Source organism: Nocardioides sp. (genome assembly GCF_036503465.1).
Taxonomy (GTDB): domain Bacteria; phylum Actinomycetota; class Actinomycetes; order Propionibacteriales; family Nocardioidaceae; genus Nocardioides.
Genome location: NZ_DASXWU010000102.1, coordinates 17,529 through 34,722, shown reverse-complemented (window position 1 = coordinate 34,722; position 17,194 = coordinate 17,529). Strand labels below are relative to the sequence as shown.

General features: G+C 71.9%; 18 protein-coding genes. 17 read left to right on the top strand and 1 reads right to left on the bottom strand.

Annotation, left to right across the window (positions count from 1 at the left end; all coding sequences use genetic code 11):
- The first annotated feature begins 8 nt into the window (after positions 1–8).
- From hisB to VGK78_RS19150, 9 genes are all read left to right on the top strand, one after another.
- Positions 9–620, top strand: coding sequence for an imidazoleglycerol-phosphate dehydratase HisB (gene hisB, locus VGK78_RS19190; protein WP_331529343.1), 612 nt, complete (start codon positions 9–11; stop codon positions 618–620).
- The gene (gene hisH, locus VGK78_RS19185) at positions 617–1,249 is read left to right on the top strand and encodes an imidazole glycerol phosphate synthase subunit HisH (RefSeq protein ID WP_331529362.1); all 633 of its coding nucleotides are present in this window, start codon (positions 617–619) and stop codon (positions 1,247–1,249) included. The genes hisB and hisH overlap by 4 nt, the downstream gene beginning before the upstream one ends.
- Positions 1,250–1,260: 11 nt before the next feature.
- Positions 1,261–1,797 carry an AAA family ATPase gene (locus tag VGK78_RS19180; protein ID WP_331529342.1) on the top strand — a complete coding sequence of 179 codons (537 nt, stop codon included), beginning with the start codon at positions 1,261–1,263 and terminating at the stop codon, positions 1,795–1,797.
- An 11-nt stretch (positions 1,798–1,808) separates the two neighbouring features.
- On the top strand, positions 1,809–2,543 hold the full coding sequence (gene priA / locus VGK78_RS19175; protein ID WP_331529341.1) for a bifunctional 1-(5-phosphoribosyl)-5-((5-phosphoribosylamino)methylideneamino)imidazole-4-carboxamide isomerase/phosphoribosylanthranilate isomerase PriA: 735 nt from the start codon (positions 1,809–1,811) through the stop codon (positions 2,541–2,543).
- Entirely contained in the window at positions 2,540–3,313 is a 774-nt protein-coding gene (hisF, locus tag VGK78_RS19170) for an imidazole glycerol phosphate synthase subunit HisF (protein ID WP_331529340.1), read from the top strand. Before priA ends, hisF begins: the two co-directional genes overlap by 4 nt.
- Positions 3,314–3,937: 624 nt before the next feature.
- Positions 3,938–4,297 (top strand): phosphoribosyl-AMP cyclohydrolase, encoded by a 360-nt coding sequence (hisI, locus tag VGK78_RS19165; RefSeq protein ID WP_331529339.1) that lies wholly within the window; start codon positions 3,938–3,940, stop codon positions 4,295–4,297.
- Positions 4,278–4,862 carry a Trp biosynthesis-associated membrane protein gene (locus tag VGK78_RS19160; protein WP_331529338.1) on the top strand — a complete coding sequence of 195 codons (585 nt, stop codon included), beginning with the start codon at positions 4,278–4,280 and terminating at the stop codon, positions 4,860–4,862. The genes hisI and VGK78_RS19160 overlap by 20 nt, the downstream gene beginning before the upstream one ends.
- 44 nt (positions 4,863–4,906) lie before the next feature.
- A complete protein-coding gene (locus tag VGK78_RS19155) occupies positions 4,907–5,107 on the top strand; it encodes an HGxxPAAW family protein (RefSeq protein WP_331529337.1) in 201 nt (66 codons plus the stop codon).
- Positions 5,107–5,538 (top strand): DUF2752 domain-containing protein, encoded by a 432-nt coding sequence (locus tag VGK78_RS19150; protein WP_331529336.1) that lies wholly within the window; start codon positions 5,107–5,109, stop codon positions 5,536–5,538. Before VGK78_RS19155 ends, VGK78_RS19150 begins: the two co-directional genes overlap by 1 nt.
- A 51-nt stretch (positions 5,539–5,589) precedes the next feature.
- On the opposite strand, the gene VGK78_RS19145 is transcribed toward VGK78_RS19150, so the two are convergent.
- Positions 5,590–5,889: a DUF4190 domain-containing protein gene (locus VGK78_RS19145; protein ID WP_331529335.1), complete on the bottom strand. Its 300-nt coding sequence runs from the start codon at positions 5,887–5,889 to the stop codon at positions 5,590–5,592.
- A gap of 194 nt (positions 5,890–6,083) precedes the next feature.
- On the opposite strand from VGK78_RS19145, the gene trpC reads away from it, so the two are divergent.
- The 8 genes from trpC (at position 6,084) to VGK78_RS19105 (ending at position 17,181) form a co-directional block, all read left to right on the top strand.
- Positions 6,084–6,866 (top strand): indole-3-glycerol phosphate synthase TrpC, encoded by a 783-nt coding sequence (gene trpC, locus VGK78_RS19140; RefSeq protein WP_331529334.1) that lies wholly within the window; start codon positions 6,084–6,086, stop codon positions 6,864–6,866.
- Positions 6,863–8,098 (top strand): tryptophan synthase subunit beta, encoded by a 1,236-nt coding sequence (gene trpB, locus VGK78_RS19135; RefSeq protein WP_331529333.1) that lies wholly within the window; start codon positions 6,863–6,865, stop codon positions 8,096–8,098. Before trpC ends, trpB begins: the two co-directional genes overlap by 4 nt.
- Complete coding sequence (trpA, locus tag VGK78_RS19130; protein WP_331529332.1) at positions 8,095–8,904, top strand: tryptophan synthase subunit alpha; 810 nt, start codon at positions 8,095–8,097, stop codon at positions 8,902–8,904. The genes trpB and trpA overlap by 4 nt, the downstream gene beginning before the upstream one ends.
- Positions 8,897–9,490: an SCO family protein gene (locus tag VGK78_RS19125; RefSeq protein ID WP_331529331.1), complete on the top strand. Its 594-nt coding sequence runs from the start codon at positions 8,897–8,899 to the stop codon at positions 9,488–9,490. Before trpA ends, VGK78_RS19125 begins: the two co-directional genes overlap by 8 nt.
- Positions 9,491–9,500: 10 nt before the next feature.
- Complete coding sequence (gene lgt / locus VGK78_RS19120; RefSeq protein WP_331529330.1) at positions 9,501–10,493, top strand: prolipoprotein diacylglyceryl transferase; 993 nt, start codon at positions 9,501–9,503, stop codon at positions 10,491–10,493.
- A gap of 42 nt (positions 10,494–10,535) precedes the next feature.
- A complete protein-coding gene (locus VGK78_RS19115) occupies positions 10,536–10,769 on the top strand; it encodes a hypothetical protein (protein ID WP_331529329.1) in 234 nt (77 codons plus the stop codon).
- 323 nt (positions 10,770–11,092) lie between these two features.
- The gene (gene gltB, locus VGK78_RS19110) at positions 11,093–15,643 is read left to right on the top strand and encodes a glutamate synthase large subunit (protein WP_331529328.1); all 4,551 of its coding nucleotides are present in this window, start codon (positions 11,093–11,095) and stop codon (positions 15,641–15,643) included.
- 71 nt (positions 15,644–15,714) lie between these two features.
- Positions 15,715–17,181, top strand: coding sequence for a glutamate synthase subunit beta (locus VGK78_RS19105; protein ID WP_331529327.1), 1,467 nt, complete (start codon positions 15,715–15,717; stop codon positions 17,179–17,181).
- Positions 17,182–17,194 lie beyond the last annotated feature (13 nt).

The window sequence follows — 17,194 nt, the reverse complement described above, 5'->3', positions numbered from 1 at the left end:
TCCTACACATGAGCCGCACCGCCAGCCTCGACCGGCAGACCAAGGAGTCGAAGGTCCACGTCGAGGTCGACCTCGACGGATCGGGTCGCGCCGACGTCTCGACGGGTGTCGGCTTCTACGACCACATGCTGTCGTCGTTCGCGCGCCATGCCCTGGTCGACCTCACCGTCACCACCGACGGCGACACCCACATCGATGCCCACCACTCCGTCGAGGACACCGCGATCGTGCTGGGCCAGGCGCTGCGGGAGGCGCTCGGCGACAAGCAGGGGATCCGTCGGTTCGGTGACGCGATGGTGCCGCTCGACGAGGCGCTGGTCCAGTGCGCGGTCGACGTGTCCGGACGCCCCTACTGCGTCCACGTCGGCGAGCCCGACGGACAGGCGTACGTCGTGATCGGCGGCGAGTCGGGCGCGGCGTACGCCGGTTCCCTCACCCGCCATGTCTTCGAGACCCTGGCGTTCCACGCCCAGATCGCCCTGCATGTGCGGGTGCTGTCCGGCCGCGACCCGCACCACCTCGTAGAGGCCCAGTTCAAGGCCCTCGCCCGGGCGTTCCGCGACGCCGTCGCGATCGACCCGCGCGAGACCGGCGTCCCCTCCACGAAGGGGACCCTCTGAGCAAGAAGGTCGTGGTTCTCGACTACGGCTCCGGCAACCTCCGCTCGGCCGTCCGCGCCCTCGAGCGGGCCGGCGCCGAGGTCGAGCTCACCTCCGACCGGCAGACCGCCGAGAACGCCGACGGGCTCGTCGTCCCCGGGGTCGGTGCCTTCGCCGCGTGCATGGCGGGGCTCCGTGCGGTCGACGGGCCGCGCGCGATCGGACGTCGTCTCGCCGGTGGACGACCGGTGCTCGGCATCTGTGTCGGCATGCAGGTGCTCTTCGAGCGCGGGGTCGAGCACGGCGTCGAGACCGAAGGCTGCGACGAGTGGCCCGGGGTGGTCGAGCGCCTGCAGGCTCCGATCGTTCCGCACATGGGCTGGAACACGGTCGAGGTCCCCGACGGCTCCACCCTGTTCTCCGGCGTCGACAAGGAGCGCTTCTACTTCGTGCACTCCTACGCCGCCCGCTCCTGGGACCTGCGCACGGACGGCCGGACCCGCGCGCCGCTGGTCACCTGGTCGGAGCACGGCGGCGACCGGTTCGTAGCCGCCGTCGAGAACGACCCGCTGTGCGCCACCCAGTTCCACCCCGAGAAGTCCGGCGACGCCGGAGCCCGGCTCCTCCGCAACTGGGTCGGGACCCTGTGAGCCCCGACCGGATGCCGCTCGTCGTCGTGACCGGCGTACCGGGCGCCGGGAAGACCAGCCTCGCCACGGTGCTCGCCGAGCGGCTCGGTCAGCCGCTGGTCTCGCTCGACGCGATCAAGGAGGAGTTCGCCGCGGAGGCCGAGGACACCCCGCGCGAGTGGCTCCGGTACGACGCGGAGGCCGAGCTCGTGCGCCGGCTCGAGGCGTTCGAGGGCGAGGCCGTGGTGGACATCTGGATCGCGCCACGCCGCGACACGGAGCGCGTCCGTGACCTCCTGAAGCGCTGGTGGGAGCAGACGGTCGAGGTGCGCTGCCAGGTCCCCGCCGTCGTGGCCGTCGAACGGTACGTCGCGCGCCCGCGGTCGTGGCCGCACCTGCCGCCGGACGACGCCACCCTCGCCCGGATCCGTGACGCGGCCGACCACCCGGAGTCGCTCGGGACTCCACGGACCGTCGTGGTCGACACCACCGGGCCGGTCGAGATCGGCGACGTCGTCACCGCCGTACGCCGCGAGACGGGTGCCCGACCGCGTCGGCACCGCCACTAGGGTCACACGCCATGTCCACCCACCTCGAGCTGCTGCCGGCCGTCGACGTCGCCGGCGGCCAGGCCGTGCAGCTGGTGCAGGGCGTGGCCGGGTCGGAGAAGAGGTTCGGGGACCCGGTCGAGGCCGCGCTGCGCTGGCAGGAGGAGGGCGCCGAGTGGATCCACCTGGTCGACCTCGACGCGGCCTTCGGTCGTGGCCACAACCGGGAGCTGCTCGCCTCCATCGTGGGTCGGGTCGACGTACGGGTGGAGCTCAGCGGCGGCATCCGCGACGACGAGTCACTGGCTGCGGCGATGGCCACCGGGTGCCGCCGCGTGAACATCGGCACCGCCGCGCTCGAGCAGCCCGCGTGGTGCTCGGCGGCGATCGCCGAGTGGGGCGACCGGGTCGCGGTCGGGCTCGACGTACGAGGACGGACGCTCGCCGCGCGCGGCTGGACGCGCGAGGGCGGCGACCTCTACGACGTGCTGTCGCGGCTCGACGCCGAGGGCTGTGCGCGCTACGTCGTCACCGACGTGAACAAGGACGGCATGCTCCAGGGCCCCAACCTCCAGCTCCTCCGCGACGTCTGTGCCGTCACCGACCGCCCGGTCGTGGCCAGCGGCGGCATCACCGAGCTGGCCGACCTCCAGGCGTTGTCCGGTCTGGTGGGCGACGGGGTCGAGGGCGCGATCATCGGGACGGCGCTGTACGAGGGGCGGTTCACGCTGGGCGACGCCCTCGCTCTGACACGGGGGCCGGGATGAGCCTGGCCGTGCGGGTGATCCCGTGCCTCGACGTCGACGCGGGGCGCGTGGTCAAGGGCGTGAACTTCGAGAACCTCCGCGACGCCGGCGATCCGGTCGAGCTGGCGCGGCGGTACGACGCGGAGGGAGCCGACGAGCTCACGTTCCTCGACATCTCGGCTTCTCACGAAGGTCGTGCGACCACCTCGGAGATCGTCTCGCGCACGGCGGAGGAGGTGTTCATCCCGCTGACCGTCGGTGGAGGAGTGTCTTCCGTCGAGGACGTGGACCGGCTGCTGCGGGCCGGCGCCGACAAGGTCGCGGTGAACACCGCGGCCATCCACCGGCCGGAGCTGATCGCCGAGATCGCCGGCCGGTTCGGGTCGCAGGTGCTGGTGCTCTCGGTGGACGCCCGCCGGGTGGTCTCGTCTGGCCCCGACCCGAGCTCGGGCTTCGAGGTGACGACCCACGGTGGTCGCAAGTCCGGCGGTCTCGACGCGATCGAGTGGGCCGCACGCGGGGCCGAACTCGGCGCCGGCGAGATCCTGCTCAACGCCATGGACGCCGACGGCACCGAGTCGGGCTTCGACCTCGAGCTGATCCGGCTGGTCCGCGCGGCCGTGTCGATCCCGGTGGTCGCCTCCGGTGGTGCCGGCGCCGCCGCCGACTTCCCGCCTGCGGTGGACGCCGGCGCCGACGCCGTCCTGGCCGCGACGGTGTTCCACTTCGGCACCGTCTCGGTCGCCGAGGTGAAGGCGGCGCTGAGCGAGGCGGGCAACCCGGTCCGGTGAAGGCTGTCGCCCGGGCTGGTGGCGGTGGGCGGTGAGCCCGGATCGGTTCGGGTCGGTGTGACGGGTCCCAGCTCACCGCCGTGCGGCGTCGGTCGGGGGCGGTGGTGGTGGGCGGTGAGCCCGGATCGGTTCGGGTCGGTGTGATGGGTCCCAGCTCACCGCCGTGCGGCGTCGGTCGGGGGCGGTGGTGGTGGGCGGTGAGCCCGGATCGGTTCGGGTCGGTGTGACGGGTCCCAGCTCACCGCTGACCGGCGCTGGCCATTGGCAGCCATGAGTCCGGCCCCCTGAAATCCCAGAACGGCGCTCGCATGGAGAGCGCGAGCGCCGTTCGTCGTGGCCATGGGCTTGGGGGGTGTGGCCACGTCCCGTCAAGGTAGCGAACGGTTGCAGAACGCCGCGGAGAGTTTTCGGAAACTTGACCGAGGCACCGAGGCTGCGCCGAGGTCCGGACAGAGGCCGCCAGGTCGCCGATGTGTCCGTGAATGGCCATGCGGAGCGTGGAATTCCTCGTCGATGACCGTTTTCGACGCGAATCGGGTGGTCGAAGCGCGTAGGAGACTCCGGCAATTCTTTACCTTCGACCACGCGCGCGGCCGGTTCCTGACCGGATGGAAGACTGGCCGCATGGACCTGGACCCCACCGTCGCCGCGCGCCTGAAACGCGACGGCGCCGGGCTGGTCCCGGCGATCGCCCAGCAGCACGACACCGGCGAGGTGCTGATGCTCGGGTGGATGGACGACGAGGCGCTGGCCCGGACGCTCGCCACCGGCCGCGCGACGTACTGGAGCCGTAGCCGCAGGGAATACTGGACCAAGGGCGAGACCTCCGGCAACCGCCAGTGGGTACGCCGGGTCAGCCTCGACTGCGACGGCGACACCGTCCTGCTGCAGGTCGACCAGGAGGGTCCCGCCTGTCATACCGGCACCCGCACGTGTTTCGACGACGGCCTGGTCTGGGAGACCGATGACCGGTCGAAGGACTGAACGCCGCCGCTGGTTCGGTCCGGCGGTCGTGCTCGGTGTCGCCGGCACCGGCCTCGCCGCCCTCGCCGGCGGCAAGCCGTGGGGCGCGCCCGACGGTCAGGCGGGCAGCACGCTCGTCGACAAGTCCGGTGGCCACGTGCCGCTCGCCGCGGCCCTCGGCCTGGTCGGGTTGGCCTGCTGGGGCGTGCTGCTGGTCACCCGCGGCCGGTTGCGGCGCGCCGTCGCCGCGCTGAGTGCGCTGGTCGCCGTCGGACTCGTCACGACCGCGGTCGTCGGCCGCTCCTCGGCCCTCGACTCGGCTCGGAACGCGACGGTCGACCTGGGCCGCACGCCCGCGGGCGTCCACACCACCGCCTGGTGGTACGTCGCGCTGGTCGCCGCGGTCCTCGCGCTCTTCTCGGCGGCGATCGCGGTCCGCTACGTGCCGGACTGGCCCGAGATGGGCAAGCGGTACGACGCCCCGACGGCGACCACCGCGGCCCCCGATCCCGCCGACCAGGAGAACGTCGATCTGTGGCGCGCCATCGACCAGGGGCGCGATCCGACCGACACCACCGACCCCTAGAATGCGGTCACCCGAACCGCCGAGGACCCCTCGAGGAGCCCTGCATGTCTGACAACCACGGCAACACCCCGGCCGCCTGGGCCGCGGTGGCGGTCGCGATGCTCGGTTTCGTGGTGGCCGGGATCGGGTTGATGTTCAACCCCATCAACTATGCGATTTTCTGGGTCGGTGTCGCGATCGGTGCGGCCTCGTTCGTCGTGTTCGTGGTCATGGCCAAGATGGGGCTCAACGGCCCGGGCCACTGATGACGCTCACGGCCGAGCACCTGACTCGCCGCCCCCGCTGGGAGCGCATCCGGGGGCCGGTGCTCAGCGCCGCGGCGGTCGCGGCCGGGACGGTGGGCCTGCACGTCCGCGATCCGCACGTCACCCACTCGTGGGGCGTGTGCCCGCTGTACGCGCTCACCGGCATCTACTGCCCCGCCTGCGGCGGTCTGCGCGGCGTCAACGACCTCGGCAACGGCCACCTCGAGCAGGCCGCCTCGAGCAACCTGCTGATGGTGCTGGCCATCCCGTTCGCGCTGGTGTTCTTCGCCCGGTGGAGCTACGCCGCGTGGAGCGGCAGCGAGATGCGGGTCTTCCCGGTGCTGTCCAGGCCCGTGCGGATCGGCCTGTGGACGCTCCTGGTCGCGTTCACCGTCGCCCGCAACCTGCCCGGCAGCTGGCTGGCTCCCTGACGCTCCGGCGCAGCCTCATTGCTGAGCGACCGGACGAGATGGGCCGGCCCGTCAGCGGGTGGCGACGTAGATGATGATGACCACGACCCACAGCGCGATGTCGATGTAGCCGAGGACCTCGCCCGCCTTCGCCGGGCCACCCCGTTGACCCTCCGACTGTGCCTGCCGGCCGAGGACGACCGCCACGATGCCCAGGATGAGGCCGCACACCAGCAGGCCGACGATGCCGCACACCAGCGATGCCGTGGCCTTGCCGCGGCCGCCCGGAGGCGGGCCACCGTACGGCCCGCCGCCGTAGGGATTGCCGCCGTACTGCGAGGGCGGTGGCGGTGGAGGCGCGTCGTAGCTCATGGTGTCCCCTTCCGAGGGCCGCCGGCGGGCGGCCTGGGTGTCCCCAGGGTGTGCCTGGGTGTTGCGCGACCCTACCCGGGCCGGTGCCGCCCGGGTCAACAGTCGCGGACCGGGCGGGTGGCGGAGCGGTTGTCCGCGCGTGAGAGGCTTGACGGCGATCCCGCGCAGTACTGGAGGCAGTGGAGGGCCCCGTCATGTCCGTGCTCGACGACATCGTCGTGGGCGTGCGCGAGGACCTCGCGCGGCGGCAGGCCGAGACCTCCGAGTCCGACCTCCGGGCCCGGCTGCTCGACGTACCACCGCCCCGCGACCCGATGCCCGACTTCCGTGCCGCCGGCTCCTCGGTGATCGCGGAGGTGAAGCGTCGCAGCCCGAGCAAGGGCGACCTGGCGGAGATCCCCGACCCGGGTGAGCTCGCGGCGTCGTACGAGCGCGGCGGAGCAGCGGCGGTGAGTGTGCTCACCGAGGAGCGCAGGTTCGGTGGCAGCCTCGCCGACCTCGACACGGTCCGCGCGACCGTAGGCCTCCCGGTGCTCCGCAAGGACTTCGTGGTCGACGGCTACCAGCTGCTCGAGGCTCGAGCCCACGGTGCCGACCTTGCGCTGCTGATCGTCGCCGCCCTTCCCGGAGACCTGCTGGAGCGGCTGCACGACACGGCGCGCGAGCTGGGCCTGACGCCGCTGGTCGAGGTGCACGACGAGCCCGAGGCCGAGCGGGCCGTCGATCTCGGTGCCGGGCTCGTCGGAGTCAACGCCCGGAACCTGAAGACCCTCGAGGTCGACCCGGCGACCTTCGGCAAGCTCGCCCCGCTGCTGCCCGACGACGTCGTGCTGGTCGCCGAGAGCGGCATCTCCGGCGCCGACGACGTACGCCGGTTCGTCGCCGACGGCGCCGACGTCGTGCTGGTCGGCGAGTCCTTGGTCAGGGACGGTGACCCCGAAGCTGCGGTCCGCGCCATGACGGGGGTGACCGCGTGACGACGTCCTGGGAGGCGGACGAGCGAGGCTGGTTCGGCGGCGAGACCGGTTGGGGCGGACGCTTCATGCCGGAGGCGCTGGTCGCGCCGCTCGACGAGCTGACCGAGGCCTGGCACGACGCGATGGCCGACCCGGCGTTCACCGCGGAGTTCGCCACCATCTGCCGTGAGTACGCCGGGCTGCCGAGCCTCCTCTACGAGGCGACGCGGCTCTCGGAGCAGGTCGGCTGCCGCATCCTGCTCAAGCGCGAGGACCTCAACCACACCGGCGCCCACAAGATCCGCAACGTGCTCGGGCAGGCGCTGCTCACGCGACGGATGGGCAAGACCCGGGTGATCGCCGAGACCGGCGCCGGGCAGCACGGCGTCGCCAGCGCGACCGCGGCGGCGTACTTCGGCCTCGACTGCACCGTCTACATGGGCTCGGTCGACGTCAAGCGCCAGGCGCTGAACGTCGCCCGGATGCAGCTGCTCGGCACCACGGTGGTCCCGGTCGACTCCGGCAGCGCGACCCTCAAGGACGCCATCAACGAGGCGCTCCGCGACTGGGTCGCGACGGTCGGCCACACGGCGTACCTCTTCGGGACGGCGGCAGGGCCGCACCCCTTCCCGAGCATGGTCCGCGACTTCACCCGCGGCATCGGCGACGAGGCGCGGGCCCAGTGCCTGGAGCGGTACGGCGTGCTGCCGCGCGGCATCGCCGCGTGCGTGGGCGGCGGCTCCAACGCCATCGGCCTGTTCACCGCCTTCCTCGACGACGACGTCGAGATCTTCGGCTTCGAGGCCGGGGGAGACGGGTTCGAGACGGGTCGGCATGCCGCCACCATCAAGGCGGGGGACGCGGGTGTGCTGCACGGCGCCCGCACCTACGTCCTGCAGGACGAGGACGGCCAGACCATCGAGTCGCACTCGATCTCGGCGGGGCTCGACTACCCCGGAGTGGGTCCGCAGCATGCCCACCTGGCGGCGTCCGGCAGGGCGACGTACACCCCAGTGACGGACGCCGAGGCGATGGACGCCCTCGCCCTTCTGAGCCGCACCGAGGGGATCATCCCGGCCGTCGAGTCGGCCCACGCGGTGGCGGGCGCCCTGCAGGTGGCGAAGGGCTATGGACCCGACGACATCATGCTGATCAACCTCTCCGGCCGTGGCGACAAGGACATGGACACCGCGATCGAGTGGTTCCACCTCGGCGACGCCGATCCCGGCGGCGCCGCGGAGCCGATCCAGTGAGCGCCTCGACCGCGTTCGAGAAGGCGCGGGCCGACGAGCGGGCGGCCCTGGTCGGTTACCTTCCGGCCGGCTTCCCGACCGTCGACGCCGGCATCGAGGCGATGAAGGCGCTGGTCGACTCCGGCTGCGACGTGATCGAGATCGGTCTGCCGTACAGCGACCCGGTCATGGACGGGCCGACCATCCAGGCCGCCGCCCAGCGTGCGCTCGACGGCGGCGTCCGCACCCGCGACGTGCTCAGCACCGTCGAGGCGGTCGCGGCGACCGGCACGCCGGCCCTGGTGATGACGTACTGGAACCCGGTCGACCACTACGGCGTCGAGCGGTTCGCCGCCGACCTCGCGAACGCCGGCGGCGCCGGGCTGATCACGCCCGACCTGACCCCCGACAGCGGTGGCGCGTGGATCGCCGCGGCCGACGCGCACGACCTCGACAAGGTCTTCCTGGTGGCGCCCTCGTCGACCGACGAGCGGGTCGCGATGACCACGGTCGCGAGCCGCGGATTCGTCTACGCGGCCGCGGTGATGGGCGTGACCGGGGCGCGGGCGACGACCAGCGAGGTGGCGGGGCCGCTCGTCGCCCGGACGAAGGCCGCCGTGCTCGACCAGGGTCGCGATCTGCCGGTCGCGGTCGGGATCGGCGTCAGCAACGGTGACCAGGCGGCCGAGGTCGCGGCGTACGCCGACGGGGTGATCGTGGGCTCCGCGCTCGTCCGCTGCCTGCTCGATCACGACGACACGGCCGGCGGGTTGAGAGCCCTGGCGGCGCTGACCGACGACCTCGCCCGAGGGGTACGCCGTGAGTAGGACCCTCCTGCTCGGGCTCGCGCTCGCGCTGGGCTCTGCTATGACCGCCTGCGCGAGCAGCGAGGCCGACACGTTCGCGGGCGCCGTGCTCCACCGGCCGTACCACGCGCCGGCCACCGAGCTGACCGACACCGATGGGCATCCTTTCTCGCTGGCCACCAGCACCGACAGGCGGCTCACGCTGGTCTTCTTCGGCTACACCCACTGCCCCGACGAGTGCCCGACCACGATGGCCACCCTGGCTTCGGCGATGCTCCAGCTCGACGAGTCCGACCGCGACAGCGTGCAGGTGGTCTTCGTGACGACCGACCCGGCGCGAGACACCGGCCCGGTGATCCGCCGCTGGCTCGACCACTTCTCCTCGTCGTTCGTCGGCGTCACCGGGCCGCTGGCCACGATCAAGAAGGTCGCCATCGACGTCGGGGTTCCGGTCGACAAGGGACGCCGGCTGCCCTCCGGCGGGTACGACGTCACCCACGGCACCCAGGTCCTCGCCGTCGACGGGAAGAACTCGGTCCCCGTGGTCTGGACGATGGGCACGACCGCCCCCGAGTTCGCCCACGACATCCACCAGCTGCTCTCGTGAGGTACCAGCCGTGACCGCATCCCTCTCGCCCCTCTTCATCCCGAGTCCGTCCGAGGGCGTGTGGTACATCGGGCCGGTCCCGCTCCGCGGCTACGCGCTGTGCATCATCGCCGGCATCATCGCCGCGATCTGGATCGGCGAGCGCCGCTGGGTCAACCGCGGCGGCACCCGCGGTGAGGTCACAGACCTGGCGTTGTGGGCAGTGCCGTTCGGCGTCGTCGGCGGGCGGCTCTACCACGTGATCACCGACCACGACCTCTACTTCGGCGCCGGGCGGACGCCCATCGAGGCGCTCTACGTGTGGCGCGGCGGCCTCGGCATCTGGGGCGCCATCGCCCTCGGCGCCGTGGGGGTCTGGATCGGAGCGAGGTTGAAGGGCATCCGCGTGCCGCCGGTGCTCGACGCGTTGGCTCCCGGCGTCCTGGTCGCGCAGGCGATGGGCCGCTGGGGGAACTGGTTCAACCAGGAGCTGTTCGGCAAGCCGTCGACCCAGCCCTGGGCGCTGAAGATCGACCCCGGCAACCGGCCACCCGGTTACGAGCAGTACTCGACGTTCCAGCCGACCTTCCTCTACGAGTGCATCTGGGACCTCGGCGCCTTCGGCTTCGTGCTCTGGGCCGACCGGAGGTGGAAGCTCGGCCACGGACGCGTGCTGGCTCTCTACGTGATGGCCTACACCGCCGGCCGCGGCTGGATCGAGATGCTCCGGATCGACGACGTCGAGTATCAGCACGTGCTCGGGCTCCGGCTGAACGTCTGGACCTCCATCGCGCTGTTCGTGCTGTCCGCGGCGTACTTCTTCATCGTGGGCCGCAAGCGCCCCGGCCGCGACGCCGAGCTCTACACGGAGAAGCGGCTCGCCGCCGATCGGGCTGCGGAAGCCGGCGCCGATACCTCTGAAGGGGAGCTCGAGCCGGCCGAGGCCCCGGCGGCGGGGTCGCCGGTGCTCGACCCGGATCCGGACGTGGAGACCCGTCCTGCCGACGGTTCACGCGGCGGTTGACGTCGCCGGGTGTTGATCGGCCGGGAGGGGGAACGGGGAGGCATGAGCGACGAGTCCCAGACCCGCTTCACCTACCGGCTGCTCGACGCGGACGGCCGGACGGTGGGGGAGCGCGACCTGCCCACGGACGGCGAGGCGCTCACCTGGGCGGGGGAGGTGCGGGGCGAGGGGTCGGGCCTGGTCGTCCTCCGGGTCGAGCGCCGCACCGACGACGGGTGGGTCCCCGTGGAGGAGGGCGGCACCTCGGCCTTCGAGCGCGGCTCCGAGGACGTCTGAGCCGCGCAGCGGCGCGCGAGGAACGAGTGCGGCGCGTGGGCGCGGCCAGGTCGAGCGTGTCGAGACCCGGCGACATCGACGGTCACTCCCGTCACCTCTCAGGCACTGCACCGGCCGCGAAGTGACGGGATACCCGGTGAACCGGGTATCCCGACGTCTGCGGCACCCCAGGACGGCGCGCGTCCACAGGGCAAGAAGGTCCGCATATCCATCCAGACGTCTGGTTATCCTGAGCGCGCTTGGGCCAACGCCGTCCCCTGCACGCCTCGCCCGACTGCCCGCTCCCACCCCCGAACGAGCGGGCACCGACGACGGGAGCACAGATGCGGACGCTCCACACCGGGCCACCCGCCCAGGGCCTCTACGACCCACGCTTCGAGCACGACGCGTGCGGGGTCGCGTTCGTCGCGACCCTGACCGGCGAGGCCAGCCACGACATCGTCCAGCAGGCGCTCACCGCGCTCCGCAACCTCGACCACCGCGGTGCGGCCGGCGCGGAGGCCACCTCGGGTGACGGGGCCGGCATCCTGATCCAGGTCCCCGACGCGTTCCTGCGCCAGGTAGTCGACTTCGACCTCCCGCCTCTCGGCGCGTACGCCGTCGGCACAGCGTTTCTCGACGGAGACGCGGACGAGGTGGCCAAGACCAAGGCACGGATCGAGGAGCTCGCGGACGAGGAGGGGCTGACCGTCCTCGGCTGGCGCGACGTACCGGTCGACCCGCGTGGCCTGGGGGCGACGGCGGTGGGCGTGATGCCGCTGTTCAGCCAGCTCTTCGTCCAGGCGAGCGGCCTGCGCATCACCGGGATGGCCCTGGAGCGGATGGCGTTCTGCCTGCGCAAGCGCGCCGAGCGCGAGACCGACGTGTACTTCGGCTCGCTCAGCGGCCGCACCCTGCTCTACAAGGGCATGCTCACCACGGCGCAGCTCGACACCTTCTACCCCGACCTCAACGACGAGCGCGTCGCGACCGCGCTGGCCGTCGTCCACTCGCGCTTCTCGACCAACACGTTCCCGAGCTGGCCGCTCGCCCATCCGTTCCGGTTCATCGCCCACAACGGCGAGATCAACACGGTGATGGGCAACCGCAACTGGATGCGCGCCCGCGAGGCCCTGCTCGACAGCGACCTGATCCCGGGCGAGCTGGAGCGGCTGTTCCCGATCTGTACGCCGGGGGCGTCCGACTCGGCCAGCTTCGACGAGGTCCTCGAGCTGCTGCACATGGGCGGTCGGAGCCTGCCGCACGCCGTGCTGATGATGATCCCCGAGGCCTGGGAGAACCATCGGGAGATGGACCCGCAGCGCCGGGCCTTCTACGAGTTCCACGCCTCGCTGATGGAGCCGTGGGACGGACCCGCCTGCGTCGTCTTCACCGACGGCTCCCAGATCGGCGCCGTCCTCGACCGCAACGGGCTGCGGCCCAGCCGCTACTGGGTCACCGACGACGGGCTCGTGGTCCTCGCCTCCGAGGTCGGTGTCCTCGACCTCGACCCGGCGACGATCGTCCGCAAGGGCCGGCTCCAGCCGGGCCGGATGTTCCTCGTCGACGTCGACGAGCACCGGATCATCGAGGACGACGAGATCAAGGGCGAGCTCGCCGCCGAGCACCCGTACGACGAGTGGCTCCACGCGGGTCTGATCCACCTGGACGACCTTCCCGAGCGTGAGCACGTCGTCCACACCCACGCCTCCGTCACCCGGCGCCAGCAGGTGTTCGGCTACACGCAGGAGGAGCTGCGGGTCCTGCTCACGCCGGTCGCTAACACCGGTGCCGAGCCGATCGGCTCGATGGGGACCGACACGCCCATCGCGGCGCTCAGCGACAAGCCGCGGCTGCTCTTCGACTACTTCGCGCAGATGTTCGCGCAGGTCACGAACCCACCGTTGGACGCGATCCGTGAGGAGCTGGTGACCTCGCTGGCCGGCACCATCGGCCCGGAGGCCAACCTGCTCGAGCCGACCCCCGCGTCGTGCCGCCAGGTCGTGCTGCCGTTCCCGGTCTTCGACAACGACGACCTGGCCAAGATCCGGCACATCAACCGCGACGGGGACATGCCGGGCTTCATCACCCACGTCAGCCGCGGTCTGTACGAGGTCGAGGGCGGCGGCCGGGCGATGGCCCGCCGCCTCGACGAGATCTGCGCCGAGGTGTCGTCCGCGATCGCCGACGGCGCCCGGGTGATCGTGCTCTCCGACCGCCACTGCACCGCCGAGCTCGCGCCGATCCCGTCGCTGCTGCTGACCGGCGCCGTCCACCACCATCTGGTCCGGGAGAAGACCCGCACCCAGGTCGGCCTCCTGGTCGAGGCGGGCGACGTCCGCGAGGTGCATCACGTCGCCCTCCTGATCGGGTACGGCGCGGCCGCGGTCAACCCGTACCTCGCGATGGAGACGGTCGAGGACCTCGCCCGCGACGGCTACTACGTGACGGTCGAGCCCGAGGTCGCGGTGAAGAACCTGATCAAGGGCCTCGGCAAGGGTGTCCTCAAGGTGATGTCCAAGATGGGCGTCTCCACGGTCGCCTCCTACACCGGCGCCCAGATCTTCGAGGCTGTCGGGCTCTCGCAGACGCTGGTGGACCGCTACTTCACCGGCACCACGTCCAAGCTCGGTGGCGTCGAGCTCGACGTGATCGCCGAGGAGGTCGCCCGCCGGCACCGTACGGCGTACCCCCGCGGCGGGATCAGCCCCGCCCACCGCGAGGTCCCGGTCGGTGGCGAGTACCAGTGGCGGCGCGAGGGCGAGCCGCATCTGTTCGACCCGGAGACGGTCTTCCGGCTCCAGCACGCCACCCGGGCGCAGCGCTACGACGTCTTCAAGCAGTACACCGCCCGCGTCGACCAGCAGTCCGAGCGGCTGATGACGCTGCGGGGGCTGTTCCGCTTCAAGGACGCCGAGGACGCGGGCCGGCGGTCGATCCCGATCGAGGAGGTCGAGCCGGTCTCCGAGATCGTCCGGCGGTTCTCCACCGGGGCGATGTCGTACGGCTCGATCAGCCGCGAGGCCCACGAGACGCTGGCGATCGCGATGAACAGGATCGGCGCGAAGTCCAACACCGGCGAGGGTGGCGAGGACGCCGACCGGCTGCGCGATCCCGAACGTCGCAGCGCGATCAAGCAGGTCGCCTCCGGGCGGTTCGGCGTGACCAGCGACTACCTGACCAACGCCGACGACCTCCAGATCAAGATGGCTCAGGGCGCCAAGCCCGGCGAGGGCGGTCAGCTGCCCGGTCACAAGGTCTACCCGTGGGTCGCCAAGACGCGGTACTCGACGCCCGGGGTGGGTCTGATCAGCCCGCCGCCGCACCACGACATCTACTCGATCGAGGACCTCGCGCAGCTGATCCACGACCTCAAGAACTCCAACCCGTCGGCTCGGGTGCACGTCAAGCTGGTCGCCGAGGTCGGGGTGGGCACCGTCGCGGCCGGAGTCTCGAAGGCACACGCCGACGTCGTCCTGATCAGCGGGCACGACGGAGGCACCGGCGCGTCTCCGCTGACGTCGCTCAAGCACGCCGGCGGGCCGTGGGAGCTCGGCCTCGCCGAGACCCAGCAGACGCTGCTGGTGAACGGCCTGCGCGACCGGATCGTGGTCCAGACCGACGGCCAGCTGAAGACCGGCCGCGACGTCGTGATCGCCGCGTTGCTCGGCGCCGAGGAGTTCGGCTTCGCGACCGCACCGCTGGTGGTCAGCGGCTGCATCATGATGCGGGTCTGCCACCTCGACACCTGCCCGGTGGGCGTCGCGACGCAGAACCCGGTGCTGCGCGAGCGGTTCACCGGCCGGCCCGAGTTCGTGGTGACGTTCTTCGAGTACGTCGCCGAGGAGGTGCGCGAAATCCTCGCCCGGCTCGGCTTCCGCACCCTCGAGGAGGCCATCGGCCAGGTGCACGCCCTCGACGTCACGCGGGCCGTCGACCACTGGAAGGCCGCCGGCCTCGACCTGTCCCCGATCCTGCACGTCGCGGAGGTCGGGGAGCAGTTCGCCGGCCAGGACCTCCGCTGCACGAAGGCCCAGGACCACGGTCTCGAGAAGGCGCTGGACAACGAGCTGATCCGGATCGCCCGGCCGGCGCTCGAGAACGCCGAGCCGGTGCGCGCCCAGCTCGCCGTACGCAACGTGAACCGGACCGTCGGCACGATGCTCGGGCACGAGGTCACCAAGCGGTACGGCGCCGACGGGCTGCCTCCGGACACCGTCGACCTGACCCTGGTCGGATCGGCCGGCCAGTCCTTCGGCGCGTTCCTGCCGCGTGGTGTCACGCTCCGACTCGAGGGCGACGCCAACGACTACGTCGGCAAGGGGCTCTCCGGCGGGCGGATCGTGATCCGTCCCGACCGGGCCGCGGCGTTCACGGCCGAGGAGCAGATCATCGCCGGCAACGTGATCTGCTACGGCGCCACCTCGGGCGAGATCTTCGTCCGGGGCGGGGTGGGGGAGCGGTTCTGCGTGCGCAACTCCGGCGTGACCGCGGTGGTCGAGGGGGTCGGCGACCACGCCTGTGAGTACATGACCGGCGGTCGCGTGCTCGTGCTGGGTGCGACCGGCCGCAACTTCGCCGCCGGCATGAGCGGCGGCACGGCGTACGTCCTCGACCTGCAGGAGCAGCGGGTCAATCCCGAGCTCGTCGAGCTCGGCCCGGTGCCCGACGACGTGGGCGAGGAGCTCCGGGTGCTGGTGGTGCGCCACCAGGAGGAGACCGGCTCCGAAGTGGCAGCCGCTCTCTTGGCCGACTGGCCCGGCAGTGTGACCAGGCTGACCGAGGTGATGCCGCGCGACTACCGGCGCGTGCTCGAGGCGCGCGCCCACGCCGAGCAGGAGGGGCTCGACGGCGATGCCGTCGACCGGCGGATCATGGAGGTGCTCCATGGGTAGGGCTATCCGACCTCAGACCGAGAGCTGGGCGCCACGCGTCGATCGGATCATGGAGGAGGCTGTGTCTACTCATGGCTGACCCACGCGGATTCCTGCGGTACGAGCGCCGGGTCGCCGAACGCCGTCCCGTCGAGGAGCGCATCCACGACTGGCAGGAGGTCTACCCCGGCGGACCCGGGCGGGCGCTGCTGCCGATCATCTCGACCCAAGCGTCGCGCTGCATGGACTGTGGCATCCCCTTCTGCCACCAGGGCTGCCCGCTCGGCAACCTGATCCCGGAGTGGAACGACCTGGTCCACCGCGCCGACTGGGACGGCGCGATGGACCGCTTGCACGCGACCAACAACTTCCCGGAGTTCACCGGGCGGCTGTGCCCGGCGCCCTGCGAGACGGCGTGCGTGCTGGGGATCAACCAGGAGCCCGTGACCATCAAGAACGTCGAGGTCTCGATCATCGACCGGGCCTGGGACTCCGGCTACGTCCGGCCGCTCCCGCCCGAGTGGCTGTCCGGCCGCACCGTGGCGGTGGTCGGCTCCGGACCCGCGGGTCTTGCCGCCGCCCAGCAGCTGACCCGGGCCGGGCACACGGTGGCGGTCTACGAGCGCGCCGACAAGATCGGCGGCCTGCTGCGCTATGGCATCCCGGAGTTCAAGATGGAGAAGGCGGTCCTGGACCGCCGGATCGACCAGATGCGTCGCGAGGGCACGGTCTTCCGGGCCGGCGTCGAGGTCGGCGCCGAGGGCTCGGGGCTGACCGGCGAGCGGCTGCGGGACCGCTACGACGCGGTGGTGCTCGCCGTCGGCTCCACCATCCCGCGCGACCTGCCGGTCCCGGGCCGCGCGCTGAGCGGCATCCATCAGGCCATGGAGTACCTCCCGCAGTCCAACCGTGCCTCGCTCGGGGAAGCGGTGCCCGGCCAGATCTCGGCCGAGGGCAAGGACGTGGTCATCATCGGCGGCGGCGACACCGGCGCCGACTGCCTCGGCACCGCGATCCGGCAGGGCGCCCGCACGGTGACCCAGCTCGAGATCCTGGCCCAGCCACCAGAGGACCGTCCGGTGCACCAGCCGTGGCCGACCTACCCGATGATCTTCCGGGTCTCCTCGGCGCACGAGGAGGCCGGCGACCGGGTGTACGCCGTGTCCACCCAGGAGCTCCTCGGCGACGAGCACGGGCAGGTGACCGGACTCCGGCTGGTGGAGGTCGACGCGAAGTTCCAGCCGGTCGAGGGCACCGAGCGCGAGATCCCGGCCCAGCTGGTGCTGCTGGCGATGGGCTTCACCGGGCCCCAGCGCGAGGGGTTGGTCGAGCAGCTCGGGGTCGAGCTCGACGAGCGTGGCAACGTCGCGCGCGACGCGGCGTACGCCTCGAGCGTGGACGGCGTGTTCGTGGCCGGCGACGCCGGGCGTGGCCAGTCGCTCATCGTCTGGGCGATCGCGGAGGGCAGGGCGGCCGCCGCGGCGGTGGATCGGTACCTGACCGGGGAGACCAGCCTGCCGAGCCCCATCCCACCCACGGAGCGTCCGCTCGTGGTGTGAAGCCTCTGCCGGC

What these genes read in the sequence shown, in the direction of transcription:
- hisB (WP_331529343.1), top strand. Translation starts at nt 9, where the DNA reads ATGAGCCGCACCGCCAGCCTCGACCGGCAGACCAAGGAGTCGAAGGTC.
- VGK78_RS19180 (WP_331529342.1), top strand. Translation starts at nt 1,261, where the DNA reads ATGCCGCTCGTCGTCGTGACCGGCGTACCGGGCGCCGGGAAGACCAGC.
- priA (WP_331529341.1), top strand. Translation starts at nt 1,809, where the DNA reads ATGTCCACCCACCTCGAGCTGCTGCCGGCCGTCGACGTCGCCGGCGGC.
- hisF (WP_331529340.1), top strand. Translation starts at nt 2,540, where the DNA reads ATGAGCCTGGCCGTGCGGGTGATCCCGTGCCTCGACGTCGACGCGGGG.
- hisI (WP_331529339.1), top strand. Translation starts at nt 3,938, where the DNA reads ATGGACCTGGACCCCACCGTCGCCGCGCGCCTGAAACGCGACGGCGCC.
- VGK78_RS19160 (WP_331529338.1), top strand. Translation starts at nt 4,278, where the DNA reads ATGACCGGTCGAAGGACTGAACGCCGCCGCTGGTTCGGTCCGGCGGTC.
- VGK78_RS19155 (WP_331529337.1), top strand. Translation starts at nt 4,907, where the DNA reads ATGTCTGACAACCACGGCAACACCCCGGCCGCCTGGGCCGCGGTGGCG.
- VGK78_RS19150 (WP_331529336.1), top strand. Translation starts at nt 5,107, where the DNA reads ATGACGCTCACGGCCGAGCACCTGACTCGCCGCCCCCGCTGGGAGCGC.
- VGK78_RS19145 (WP_331529335.1), bottom strand. Translation starts at nt 5,889, where the DNA reads ATGAGCTACGACGCGCCTCCACCGCCACCGCCCTCGCAGTACGGCGGC.
- trpC (WP_331529334.1), top strand. Translation starts at nt 6,084, where the DNA reads ATGTCCGTGCTCGACGACATCGTCGTGGGCGTGCGCGAGGACCTCGCG.
- VGK78_RS19115 (WP_331529329.1), top strand. Translation starts at nt 10,536, where the DNA reads ATGAGCGACGAGTCCCAGACCCGCTTCACCTACCGGCTGCTCGACGCG.
- gltB (WP_331529328.1), top strand. Translation starts at nt 11,093, where the DNA reads ATGCGGACGCTCCACACCGGGCCACCCGCCCAGGGCCTCTACGACCCA.
- VGK78_RS19105 (WP_331529327.1), top strand. Translation starts at nt 15,715, where the DNA reads ATGGCTGACCCACGCGGATTCCTGCGGTACGAGCGCCGGGTCGCCGAA.